The sequence below is a fragment of the Pseudomonas sp. Marseille-Q1929 genome (assembly GCF_017316265.1).
GTDB lineage: Bacteria > Pseudomonadota > Gammaproteobacteria > Pseudomonadales > Pseudomonadaceae > Aquipseudomonas.
The window spans coordinates 250919-263552 of record NZ_JAFLWU010000001.1 but is presented as its reverse complement, the minus strand read 5'-3'; the positions used below and the strand labels follow the sequence as shown (position 1 = coordinate 263552).

Sequence of the window (12634 nt, the reverse complement as noted above, 5' to 3'; positions counted from 1 at the left end):
GTCAGTCAAAGATGTTCCAACTGAACCACCGCATTCGCGGGCAAGCCCGCTCCCACATTTTTAGCTCCCACAGTTTTTGACCGAGTTGGGTCAGGTGTGGACGCGGACCCAGATGCTCACCAGCACAGTCGCGGCCATCAACCAAGCCACTGCCGCCACTGCCAGCGAAGCCTCCAACCGCAACCGATCCACCACCACATACAACGTCGCCAAATACACAAAATACGGAATGATCGACCACATCCCAAACAGGATCGTGGTCTTCAAATCCTCCACCGAACGGCCTTTGCCGACGATGTAGTGGGCGATCAGCGCAAAGGTCGGAAACAGCGGCACCAGACCCGCAATGTAATAGTTTTTGGTTTTGGCCAGTGCAGCCAGGATCAACACGACGGCCGCGCCCAGGGCGGCTTTCAAGAACAGATCCATCAGTGGCTCAACCCGTATTTCTTGACCTTGTCGAACAAGGTGGTCTTGGCCATGCCCAGTTCCAGGCTGGCCTGGGTCAGGTTGCCGCCGCTGCGTTGCAGGGCATCGCCCAGCAGGTTGCGTTCGAAGGCTTCCACCGCTTCGGTGAAGGCCAGGCCATGGCCGCTGCCGGCGGCGCCGCTTTTCTTGAAGGCGGGCAGGCCAAGGGCGAAGCGCTCGGCGACGTTGCGCAGTTCGCGCACGTTGCCCGGCCAGTCGTGGCTCATCAGGCTCGACACGGTCTGGTTGTCCAACTCCGGCGCGGCGCGGTCGAAGCGCAGGGACGACTGCTGCAGGAAGTGTTCGAACAGTTGCAGGATGTCTTCGCGGCGTTCGCGCAGGGGCGGCAGTTCCAGGGTCACCACGTTGAGGCGGTAATACAGGTCGCTGCGGAACTGGCTGGCGCGGCTCAGTTCGTCAAGGTCGGATTTGGTCGCGGCGATCACCCGGCAATCCACCGCCACGCTCTGGTTCGAGCCCAGGCGTTCGAGGGTGCGTTCCTGCAACACCCGCAGCAATTTGATTTGCAGGTTGATCGGCATGCTTTCCACTTCATCGAGGAACAGCGTGCCCTCGTGGGCGTGTTCGATCTTGCCGATGCGGCGTTTGCCGGCGCCGGTGAAAGCGTTGGCTTCGTGGCCGAAAATCTCGCTTTCGAACAGGTTCTCCGGCAGGCCGCCGCAGTTCAGCGCGACGAATTGGTGCGCGTGACGGCGGCTGAAATCATGCAGGCAACGGGCGACCAGTTCCTTGCCGGTGCCGGTCTCGCCTTCGATCAGCACGTTGGCCGAGGTGTCGGCGACGTTGGCGATCAGCTCGCGCAGGTTTTGCATGGCCGGCGAGCGGCCGATGATGCGGCCTTCCAGGGAATCGCGCTCGGCCAACTGACGGCGCAGCGCCCAGACTTCCCGCGCCAGCCCGCGTTGCTCCAGGGCGCGGCGGGCGACGTCCACCAGGCGCTCGGGGGAGAAGGGTTTTTCCATGAAATCATAGGCGCCGTTGCGCATCGCGCCGACGGCCATGGAGATATCGCCATGCCCGGTGATCAACACCACCGGCAGGCTCTTATCCAGGGCCTTGAGGCGGGTCAGCAACTCCAGGCCGTCGATGCCCGGCAGGCGGATATCGCTGATGACAATGCCCGCGAAGTTCTCGCCGATGCGCTTGAGCGCTTCCTCGGCACTGGCCACGCCGACGCTGGGAATATCTTCCAGGGCCAGGGCTTGCTGGCAGCCCAGCAGCACGTGGGGGTCGTCCTCGACAATCAGGACGGTGAGGTCTTTGGGATCAGTAGTCATGTCGGCTCAGCTTTTTGAGCGCCTACCAACGGCAGGCACAGGACAAAGGCGGTACCACCCCCCACCGGATGCTCCACGGCAAGGTTGCCGCCGGTGGCTGCAGCGAGGCTAGCGGACAGGGTCAGGCCCAGGCCCAGGCCTTGCTCACCGGGTTTGGTGGTGAAAAACGGTTCGAACAAATGCTTGCGCGCCTCGGGGTCGATGCCGTGGCCGTTGTCGCGCACGTGCAGGCGGTATTTGCCCTCGGCGCTGCTGCCGTCCAGCCACAGTTCCGGGGCGGGCTGGGCTTGCATGGCGTCGAGGGCGTTGCCGATCAGGTTAACCAGGATCTGCTCCAGGCGCGTCTGATCAATCTGCAATTGGGCGTGGGAAAAGTCCCTGTGTACGGTCAGCGGCAGGCCGTCCAGGCGTGCGCCGAGGACCTGGAACGCGGCATCCACCGCCTTGCCCAGGTTGGCTTCGCCCTGGTCGTCACCGCGCCGGGCGAACGAGCGCAGGCTGGCGGTGATGCGGCCCATGCGGTCGATCAGTTCGTTGATGGTCTTGAGGTTGGCGCTGGCGGTGTCCAGGGCGCCGCGCTCAAGGAAGCGCACGGTATTGCCGGACAAGGTGCGCAGTGCGGCCAGCGGCTGGTTCAATTCGTGGGCGATGCTGGTGGACATCTGGCCGATGGCTGCCAGTTTGCCGGCCTGTACCAGCTCGTCCTGGGCGCGGCGCAGGGTTTCTTCGGCCTGGCGGCGTTCGCGGATTTGGCCCTTGAGCCGTTCATTGCTGGCACGCAGATCGGTGGTGCGTTCGGCAATCCGACGCTCCAGCTGGCTGTTGGCTTCCTGCAAGGCCTCCCGCGCAGCGAGGCGGGTGGCGATGACCTTGCGCCGCTCGTTCCAGGCGATCAGCAGGAACGCCACCAGGCCAAAGGCGACGGCCACCAGGATGCCCTGGTTGATCGCAGCGCGGCGCAGGTCGTTGAGCGGGGTGAGCAGGGTGAAGTTCCACGGCGTGTCGTTGAGCGGGCGGGTTTGCGCCAGGTAGCTGACTTCGTGCTCGTCGTTGACCACTTCGCTGTTGGCCGGGAAGGTGAGCTTCTCGGTGCCTTCGTTGAGGCGCTCGCGGGCCAGGGGTTCCAGCTCGTTGAGCGTCGCCCAGTAATATTGCAGGCTGTGGGCCAGGCGGTCCTTGGTGTCATCGCTCAGCGGGCGCACGGCCTTGAGGCGGCGGGCCGGGTCGCTGGAGAGGATGATGATGCCGTTCTCGTCGCTGACAAATGCTTCGAGGCGCGCACGCTGCCAGCGCTCTTCCAGGGCTTCGAGGCGCACTTTGACCACCGCGACGCCGATGATCTTGCCGTGTTCTTCCAGGCCATGGGCCAGGTAATAGCCGGGCTCGCCATTGGTGCTGCCGATGCCGTAGAAACGCCCGGGCTGGCCGCGTACGGCGTTCTGGAAATAGGCACGGAAGGACAGGTCTTCACCCTGGTAACTGTCGGCATCGCGCCAGTTACTCGTGGCCAACACGCGGCCGGTGGTGTCCATCACGTAGATGGCCCGGCTGCGACTGCGTCGGTTCAGGCCTTCAAGGTAGTCGTTGACCGATTTGCGGGTTTCCTGGCTCGGCTCGGCCAGCAGCTTGGAGACGCTGGCTTCCAGCTCCAGCAGGCTCGGCAGGTAGGTGTATTTGCTCAGTTCGCTTTCGACGGTACGGGCGTGCAGCTCCAGCTGGCGTTCGCCAGTGTCGCTGAGCGTGCGGATGCCATAGTACTCACTGATCCAGAAGCCGACATAACCCAGGCCGATCATCAGGGCGATGATCAACGGCGGCAGGAACAGTTGGCGAATCAGGCGTGGTTTCACGGCAAGTGATGGCGGTGCGGCGCGAAATTGGTTGGGGTCGCATTTCATCACAGATGCCTTGGGTCAACCAGAGCTGTTGGCCCGGTGTTTGTGTGGGCACCGGGACTGTGTGGGGGTGGCTTGTGTGGGAGCTGGCTTGCCTGCGATAGGATTGCCTCGGTGTCACTGCTGCACCGAGGTGTCTGCATCGCAGGCAAGCCAGCTCCCACACAAGCCAGCTCCCACACAAGAGCCAGTGCCTGCACAGGCCCGGTTCCCACAGGGAGCGCGAGCCCGGTTTTAGTGTTGCAGGATTTTCTCAAGGAAGTGCTGAGCGCGTTCGGAGCGGGCGCTGATGTCGCCGAAGAACTCTTCTTTCGGGCAGTCTTCGATGATCTTGCCGGCGTCCATGAAGATCACGCGGTCGGCCACTTTGCGGGCGAAGCCCATTTCGTGGGTCACGCACATCATGGTCATGCCTTCCTGGGCCAGTTGCACCATCACGTCGAGCACTTCGTTGACCATTTCCGGGTCGAGGGCCGAGGTCGGTTCGTCGAACAGCATGACGATCGGGTCCATCGCCAGCGCGCGGGCAATCGCCACACGTTGTTGCTGGCCGCCGGAGAGTTGGCCGGGGTGCTTGTGGGCATGTGCCGACAGGCCGACGCGCTCAAGCAGTTGCAGGCCTTTCTTGGTGGCTTCTTCCTTGCTGCGGCCCAACACCTTGATCTGCGCGATGGTCAGGTTTTCGGTGATGGTCAGGTGCGGGAACAGTTCGAAGTGTTGGAACACCATGCCCACGCGCGAGCGCAGTTTCGGCAGGTTGGTCTTCGGGTCGGCGATGGAGGTGCCGTCCACGATGATGTCGCCCTTCTGGAACGGTTCCAGCGCGTTGACGCACTTGATCAGGGTGGATTTGCCCGAGCCGGACGGCCCGCACACCACGATCACTTCGCCTTTTTTGACATCAGTGCTGCAATCGGTCAGCACCTGGAAGTCGCCATACCACTTGTTGATGTTCTTGATAGAGATCATACGGCAAACCTTTTTTGCAGACGCTTGACCAGCAGCGAGGCGGAAAAGCTGATGATGAAGTAGACGACACCGGCAAAGATCAGGAACTCATTGGAGCGGCCGATGATGTCGCCGTTGGAGCGGGCGGAGTTGAGGAAGTCCACCAGGCCCACGGTGTAGACCAGCGAGGTGTCCTGGAACAGGATGATCGACTGTTGCAGCAGCAACGGGGTCATCTTGCGGAACGCCTGGGGCAGGATGATCAGGCGCATGGTCTGGCCATAGGTCATGCCCATCGCTTGCGCCGCGCCCATCTGGCCCTTGGGGATCGATTGCACGCCGGCCCGTACGATTTCACAGAAGTACGCGGCTTCGAACATCATGAAGGCCACGACGCAGGAAGCGAACGCGCCGATCGGGGTGTCTTCGCCGGTGATCCAGCGCAGCACGAACGGCACTGCCAGGTAGAACCAGGTGATCACCAGCAGCAACGGGATCGAGCGGAAGTAGTTCACATAAGCGCCAGCCACACGCGACAGCAATTTGTTGGACGACAGGCGCATCAGCGCGAGGACCGTGCCCAACGCGATGCCGCCGACCACGCCCATGACCATCAGCTGCAAGGTCATGACCATGCCGTTCCACAGGCCCGGGATGGCGGGGATGATACCGCTGAAATCGAGTTCCATTATTTACCCCCCACGGAGATCAGGCCGGGCACCGCGACTTTCTTCTCGACCAGGCGCATGAGCAGCATCAGGCTCATGTTCAGGGTGAAGTAGATCAGCGTGGCCAGGGTGAAGGCTTCAAACAGGTTGGCCGAGAACTCGGCGGTCTGCTTGGTTTGCGCCAGCAATTCCATCAGGCCGATCAAGGACGCCACGGAGGAGTTCTTGAACACGTTGAGGAATTCCGAGGTAAGCGGCGGAATGATGATCCGATAGGCCTGGGGCAGCAGCACGTTCCAGTAGATCTGCGGCAGCTTGAAACCCATGGCGCGCGCGGCTGATTCCTGGCCGCGTGGCAGCGCCTGGATGCCGGTGCGTACTTGCTCGCACACCCGGGCGGCGGTGAACAGGCCCAGGCACACGACAACGCTCAGGTAGGCCGAGGTGGTCGGGTTGAGGTCTTGTTTGTACCAGTCCTGCAGGTTTTGCGGCAGCAGGTCGGGGATCAGGAAGTACCAGATGAACAGCTGCACCAGCAGCGGCACGTTACGAAACAGTTCCACGTAGCAGGTCGCGATGCCCGATACGAGGCGGTTTGGCACGGTGCGCATGACCCCCAGAATGGAGCCCAGCAGCAAGGCGATAATCCATGCCACGACAGCGATGGCGATGGTCCAGCCCAAGCCGGCGATGTACCAGTCGAGATAAGTCTCGCTGCCCACGCCGGTGGACTTGAAGAACACGCCCCAGTCCCAGTTGTAATTCATTAGGGTCTCCCCTCGAAGTCGATCAATGTACAAGCACCCGCTTGGGGAAAATCCATTCCCGCCCGGCGGTGAACGCCAGGCACACAAGATCGGCTCGAAAACCGCCAGGTCGAGTGTTCCAAATAAAAGCCAGCAGGTAGTAACAGACGCCTGAGGGAGGGTTGGCTCCCTCAGGAGATAAGCTTAGTCAGGTATCAGATTTTTACGTCAGGCGCTGGTTTGTCGCTTGGGTTGGCGATCAGCTCCTTCACCTTGTCGCTCATCGGGAAGTTCAGGTTCAGGCCTTTTGGTGGAATCGGGCTCTCGAACCACTTGCTGTAGATCTTGTTGATCTCGCCGGATTTGTACAGGGCGACGATGGCGTCATCCACGGCCTTTTTGAAGGCTGGGTCGTCTTTGCGCACCATGCACGCGTACGCTTCGAAGGACTGCGGAGTACCGGTAATGACCCAGTCGTCCGGCTTCTTGGCCTTGGCTTCTTCACCGGCCAGCAGGGCGTCGTCCATCATGAAGGCTACGGCGCGGCCGCTTTCCAGCATCTGGAAGGATTCGCCGTGGTCTTTGGCGGAGATGACGTTCATGCCCATCTGCTTGTCGGCGTTCATCGCCTTGATGATGCGCTCGGACGTGGTGCCGGCGGTGGTCACGACGTTCTTGCCTTTGAGGTCGGCGAAGTCAGCGTAGGACGGCTTGCCTTCCTTGTCTTTCTTGACCAGCAGGCGGGTGCCGATTTCGAAGATGTTGACGGTGAAATCAACTTGCTGGGCGCGTTCGGCGTTGTTGGTGGTGGAGCCGCACTCGAGGTCCGCGGTGCCGTTCTGGATCAGCGGAATACGGGTTTGCGAAGTCACCAGGTTGTACTTGGCCTTCAGATCGGGTTTGTTCAGGTCTTTTTTCAGTTGTTCAACGACGGCCAACTGAATGTCGTGGGAGTAGCCCACTGGCTTGCCCGAACCATCCGCGATGTAGGAAAACGGAATGGAGCTGTCGCGGTGCGCGAGGGTGATGGTGCCGGAGTCGTTGATTTTCTTCAGTGTGCCGGTGAGTTCGGCGGCGAAAACTGGAGTGCTGATCAGAGCAGCAGCGATAGCTGCGCCCAGGATATGGGGAACGATGCGCATCAATACTTCCTCGACATTTGTTTTTTTTATGAAGCCGGCTAAACGGCTCTCTTGTACAGCGAATGCCCGTGACGGCTCCTGAGGCGTCTCAGGCAATCGTCAAGGAGTGTAGAGCATGAGTCGTGCCAGACCTTGCACAAAAGGTTAACTCTATGATTTATAAGGTGATTAACTTTGTGTGACGGTGGAGTCTCCGAGATTTGATCCGGCAAACCGAATAGGCAGGGGCGTTGCGTTCGGAAAACCGAATGACGGAACCCATAAAAAAGCCCCTGGACCTTCCGGTGCAGGGGCTTTTGTACGATCGGTCTGTCAGGCCGCTTCGATCTTGCCGCGATTGCGCTCAACCTTGGACAGATAACGCTGCAGGTTGTCCTGTTCTTCCGGCGTGGTGAACAGGCCAAGCTTGGTGCGGCGCCACAGTACGTCCTGGGGCTGGGTCGCCCATTCTTCCGTGCACAGGTAATCGACTTCGCGGGTGTACAGGCCGCCACCGAGGTGCTCGCCGAGGTCGGCCAGCGACTGCACGCCTTCCAGCAGGCGCCAGGTGCGGCTGCCATAGGTGGTGGACCAGCGGCGTGCGATTTCGCTCGGCACCCAGTCGAACTTCTGGCGAATCGCTTCGGCCAGGGCTTCTGGCGTGGTCATGTCTTCGCCGCCGGGCAGGCTGGCCTTGGCGGTCCAGCTCGGGCGCATCTGCGTGAAGTACGGGGCCAGTTGGGCCATCGCCGACTCGGCGAGCTTGCGGTAGGTGGTCAGCTTGCCGCCGAACACCGACAGGATCGGTGCTTCGCCCGTGCCGCCGGACAACGCCAGGGTGTAGTCGCGGGTGATGGCCGACGGGTTGTCCGACTCGTCGTTGCACAGCGGGCGCACGCCGGAGTAGGTGTGCACGATGTCGTCGCGGCTCAGCTGCTTCTTGAAGTGCGCGTTGACCACCTTGAGCATGTAGTCGGTTTCACCTTCGGTGATCGCAACTTTCGCCGGATCGCCAGTGTATTCGCGGTCGGTGGTGCCGATGATGGTCAGGTGGTTCAGGTACGGAATGGTGAAGACGATGCGCTGGTCTTCGTTCTGCAGGATGTGGGCGTGGGCGCCTTCGTACAGTTTCGGCACGATCAGGTGGCTGCCCTGGATCAAGCGGATGCCGTAGGGCGAATCCAGCTTGAGGTCGTCCTTGATGAATTTGGCGACCCACGGACCCGCGGCGTTTACCAGAGCGCGGGCGCGGATCGAGAACAGGCTGCCATCGGCACGCTCCATGTTCATTTCCCACAGGCCCTTGCTGCGGTGTGCGCTGATGCAACGGGTCTGGGTGTGGATGTGTGCGCCTTTTTCACGGGCGGCCATGGCGTTCAGCACCACGAGGCGGGCGTCATCGACCCAGCAATCGGAGTATTCGAAGCCTTTGGTGATTTCGCTTTTCAGCGGGCTGTCGGCGCCGAACTTGAGGCTTTTAGAACCGGCGAGTTTTTCGCGCTTGCCGAGGTGGTCGTACAGGAACAGGCCCGCACGAATCATCCACGCCGGGCGCAGGTGCGGGCGGTGCGGCAACACGAAACGCATCTGCTTGACGATGTGCGGGGCTTTGGCCAGCAACACTTCACGTTCGGCGAGGGCTTCGCGCACCAGGCGGAATTCGTAATGTTCGAGGTAACGCAGGCCGCCGTGGATCAGCTTGCTGCTGGCAGAAGAGGTGTGGCTGGCCAGGTCGTCCTTTTCGCAAAGGAACACCGACAAACCGCGCCCGGCTGCGTCTGCTGCAATGCCGACGCCATTGATCCCGCCGCCGATTACGGCGACGTCATAGACTTCGGCAAGCGGTGGAGCAGGCAAGGTGGAAGGGTTCATCGGCTGGCCTCGCGATTTATTCGTCTTGGAATTCGAACATTAATGTTCATTTGCGAAAATGGTAGCTGATAAATGCGCGCACAGCCACCCGACTTTGATTGAAAAAATTCATCGAAGGGCTGGGGAGGGCGGAATTGTGAATATGAGCCCGGGGTAGGCTTTAGGGCATGGGTATTGGATAGGCCGCCATTGCGGGCAAGCCCGCTCCCACAGTTGACCGAGTTCCAGCATGGGAATGCGTTCGATGTGGGAGCGGGCTTGCCCGCGATGGCGCCAGTACAGGCGCTAAACGACTTCCAGCCGCACCTTATGATCATTCAACAACTGTACCAACGCCGGCACCGGCTGTTGGTCGGTCACCAAGCAATCCACCAGGCTGATCGGCCCCAAGCGAATCATGGCATTGCGCCCAAATTTGCTCGAGTCCGCCGCCAGGATCACCTGCCGTGCATTGGCAATAATCGCCTGGGACACCCGCACTTCCTGGTAATCAAAGTCCAGCAGGCTACCGTCTTCATCAATGCCGCTGATGCCGACCAAGGCAAAATCCACCTTGAACTGGTTGATGAAATCCACACTGGCCTGACCCACTACGCCGCCGTCACGACGCACATTACCGCCGGTCAGCAACACATCGAAGTCGTCCTTGGCACTGAGCATGGTGGCGACGTTGAGGTTGTTGGTGATGATTTTCAGGTGGTTGTGGTTGAGCAGCGCGCGGGCGATGGATTCGGTGGTGGTGCCGATATTGATGAACAGCGAGGCGTGGTCGGGGATCTGTGCGGCAATGGCTTCGCCGATGCGCTGTTTTTCGTCGCGCATCTGGTCGGCACGCATGGCGTACGCGGTGTTTTCGACACTGGAGTCATAGGCCGCGCCGCCGTGGTAGCGGCGCAGCAGATTGGCGTCCGCCAGCTGGTTGATATCGCGGCGGATGGTTTGCGGGGTTACGACGAACAGCTGCGCCATTTCCTCGATACTGACGTAGCCGCGTTCGCGGACCAGTTCGAGGATTTGTTGTTGGCGGGGAGGCAGATTCATTGGGCGTCCTTTGGGCTGCCATACAAAAGTGGCCCATGATGACGCAGGAATCGACTCCCGGCCAGTTACAACCTGACGTTGGCTTATTCGGCGCCTTCGTGGGGCTCCCAGTCACGGGTGCGGCTAACGGCTTTTTGCCAGCCGGCGTAGAGCTTCTCTTTCGCCGCTTCGTCCAGTTGTGGTTCGAATTCGCGCTCGATCACCGCCTTGCCGCGCAACTCGTCCAGGCTGCCCCAGAAACCGCATGCCAGGCCAGCCAGGTAGGCCGCGCCGAGTGCCGTGGTTTCGCGCATTTGCGGGCGCTCGACCTGGGTGCCGAGGATGTCGGCCTGGAACTGCATCAGGAAGTTGTTGGCCACGGCGCCGCCGTCCACACGCAGGGCTTTGAGGCGTTCGCCGGAGTCCTGTTGCATGGCGTCGAGTACGTCACGGGTCTGGTAGGCAATCGACTCCAGGGCTGCACGAATAATGTGATCCACACGTACGCCACGGGTCAGGCCGAACAGCGCGCCACGGGCATACGGGTCCCAATAGGGAGCGCCCAGGCCGGTGAAGGCGGGCACCAGGTACACGCCGTTGCTGTCCTTGACCTTGCCAGCGAAGTATTCGGTGTCGTGGGCGTCGTTGATGATTTTCAGCTCATCACGCAGCCACTGCACGGTGGAACCGCCGTTGAACACCGCGCCTTCCAGGGCGTAGGCCACTTCGCCACGCGGGCCGCAAGCGATGGTGGTGAGCATGCCGTGCTTGGATTTCACCGCCTTGTCGCCGGTGTTCATCAGCAGGAAGCAGCCGGTGCCGTAGGTGTTCTTGGCCTGGCCGGCTTCGACGCACATCTGGCCGAACAGCGCGGCCTGTTGGTCGCCGGCGATACCGCCGATGGCGATGCCGCTTTTGGTGCGGCCGTAGATTTCCGACGACGACTTCACTTCCGGCAACATCTCGCGGGGAATGTCGAGGATCTCCAGCATCTTCGCATCCCACTCCAGGGTGTGGATGTTGAAGAGCATGGTGCGCGAGGCGTTGGTGTAGTCGGTGACGTGGGTCTTGCCGCCGGTAAATTTCCAGATCAGCCAGCTGTCGACGGTGCCGAACAGCAGTTCGCCGTTGCGCGCACGCTCGCGGCTGCCTTCGACGTTGTCGAGGATCCACTTGAGCTTGGTGCCGGAGAAGTACGGATCGGTGACCAGGCCGGTGGTGTCGCTGATGTATTGTTCGTGGCCGTCGCGCTTGAGCTGCTGGCAGATCTCGGTGCTGCGGCGGCACTGCCATACGATGGCGTTGTAGATCGGGCGGCCGGTGATCTTGTCCCACACTACGGTGGTTTCACGCTGGTTGGTGATGCCGATGGCGGCGACCTGGTCATGGTGCAGGCCGGCCTGGGCCAGGGCCTCGACCATCACCGCGCTCTGGGTGGCGAAGATCTCCATCGGGTCATGCTCGACCCAGCCGGCTTGCGGGTAATGCTGGGCGAACTCGCGCTGGGCGGTGCACACCACGTTGGCGTCACGATCAAAGATGATCGCTCGCGAGCTGGTGGTGCCTTGGTCGAGGGCGATGATGTAGTTCTTATTCTGAATGTCGGTCATGTCGAATGCCTTGGGAAATAAGAAAGTCGGTAATCAGCCTGGGCCGCAAAAAGGGCAGGTGCGTCCAGGCTGGCGCTATCAGGAAATACGGGTCTTGCCGTTGACAGCCGTGTCAGGTGTTTCTTCAGCAGCAGTAGGTGCGGCGCTCGGCAGATGACGGGCGATCAGCCCGCGATAGGCCGCAGCACCCAGGCATGCGCCGACAATTGGCGCGAAAACCGGAATCAGGAAGTAAGGAATATCGCGGCCGCCAGTAAAGGCTATTTCACCCCAGCCAGCGAAAAAGGTCATCAGCTTGGGCCCGAAATCCCGCGCCGGGTTCATCGCAAAGCCGGTCAGCGGGCCCATGGCACTACCAATCACGGCGATCAGCAGGCCAATCAGCAGCGGGGCCAACGGGCCGCGTGGCAGGCCATTGTTGTCATCGGTGAGGGCCATGATCACGCCCATCAGGATCGCGGTGATGACCATTTCCACCAGGAACGCCTGGGCGGTGCTCAGCAGCGCATGGGGGTAGGTGGAGAACACCGACGCCAACTCCAGGCTGGCCTGGGAGCCGCGCACCATATGGTGGGTTTGTTCGTAATCGAAAAACAGATTGCTGTAGAGGGTGTACACCAGGGCGGCCGAGCAGAAGGCACCGGCGATCTGGGCGAGAATGTAGAAGGGCAGTTTGCGCTTTTCGAAGTCGGCGAAAATGCACAGGGCGATACTTACCGCCGGGTTGAGGTGAGCCCCGGAAATACCGGCGCTCAGGTAGATCGCCATGCTGACGCCTACCCCCCAGATAATACTGATTTCCCACAAACCAAAGCTGGCACCCGCGACCTTGAGCGCGGCGACGCATCCTGTACCGAAGAAGATCAGAAGCGCAGTCCCCAGGAATTCGGCCATGCATTGGCTCGAAAGTGAAGGCTGTTGAAGAGCAGTTGTCATGGAAAACCTCAGTTGTTGTTCTTGTCTGGCGCACGCTCTCAACGGAGCGTTG

General features: G+C 61.1%; 11 protein-coding genes. All 11 read right to left on the bottom strand.

Annotated elements, in window-relative coordinates; all coding sequences use genetic code 11:
* Nucleotides 1–90 precede the first annotated feature (90 nt).
* On the bottom strand, nt 91–429 hold the full coding sequence (locus tag J1G37_RS01240) for a GlpM family protein (RefSeq protein WP_124526125.1): 339 nt from the start codon (nt 427–429) through the stop codon (nt 91–93).
* Complete coding sequence (locus J1G37_RS01235) at nt 429–1766, bottom strand: sigma-54 dependent transcriptional regulator (RefSeq protein ID WP_207039896.1); 1338 nt, start codon at nt 1764–1766, stop codon at nt 429–431. Before J1G37_RS01235 ends, J1G37_RS01240 begins: the two co-directional genes overlap by 1 nt.
* A complete protein-coding gene (locus J1G37_RS01230; protein ID WP_207039895.1) occupies nt 1763–3664 on the bottom strand; it encodes a sensor histidine kinase in 1902 nt (633 codons plus the stop codon). The genes J1G37_RS01235 and J1G37_RS01230 overlap by 4 nt, the downstream gene beginning before the upstream one ends.
* 231 nt (nt 3665–3895) lie before the next feature.
* Nucleotides 3896–4630, bottom strand: a complete 735-nt coding sequence (locus J1G37_RS01225; protein ID WP_017738301.1) for an amino acid ABC transporter ATP-binding protein — start codon at nt 4628–4630, stop codon at nt 3896–3898.
* Nucleotides 4627–5298, bottom strand: coding sequence for an ABC transporter permease subunit (locus tag J1G37_RS01220; RefSeq protein WP_017738300.1), 672 nt, complete (start codon nt 5296–5298; stop codon nt 4627–4629). The genes J1G37_RS01225 and J1G37_RS01220 overlap by 4 nt, the downstream gene beginning before the upstream one ends.
* Nucleotides 5298–6044 (bottom strand): amino acid ABC transporter permease, encoded by a 747-nt coding sequence (locus J1G37_RS01215; protein WP_017738299.1) that lies wholly within the window; start codon nt 6042–6044, stop codon nt 5298–5300. Before J1G37_RS01215 ends, J1G37_RS01220 begins: the two co-directional genes overlap by 1 nt.
* Nucleotides 6045–6238: 194 nt before the next feature.
* Nucleotides 6239–7165, bottom strand: a complete 927-nt coding sequence (locus tag J1G37_RS01210; RefSeq protein ID WP_133074503.1) for a glutamate/aspartate ABC transporter substrate-binding protein — start codon at nt 7163–7165, stop codon at nt 6239–6241.
* A 312-nt stretch (nt 7166–7477) separates the two neighbouring features.
* The gene (gene glpD / locus J1G37_RS01205; protein ID WP_207039894.1) at nt 7478–9016 is read right to left on the bottom strand and encodes a glycerol-3-phosphate dehydrogenase; all 1539 of its coding nucleotides are present in this window, start codon (nt 9014–9016) and stop codon (nt 7478–7480) included.
* 285 nt (nt 9017–9301) lie between these two features.
* Entirely contained in the window at nt 9302–10057 is a 756-nt protein-coding gene (locus J1G37_RS01200) for a DeoR/GlpR family transcriptional regulator (protein WP_034118315.1), read from the bottom strand.
* 83 nt (nt 10058–10140) lie between these two features.
* Complete coding sequence (glpK, locus tag J1G37_RS01195; protein WP_017738296.1) at nt 10141–11646, bottom strand: glycerol kinase GlpK; 1506 nt, start codon at nt 11644–11646, stop codon at nt 10141–10143.
* 78 nt (nt 11647–11724) lie between these two features.
* Nucleotides 11725–12582 carry an MIP/aquaporin family protein gene (locus J1G37_RS01190; RefSeq protein ID WP_207039893.1) on the bottom strand — a complete coding sequence of 286 codons (858 nt, stop codon included), beginning with the start codon at nt 12580–12582 and terminating at the stop codon, nt 11725–11727.
* Nucleotides 12583–12634 lie beyond the last annotated feature (52 nt).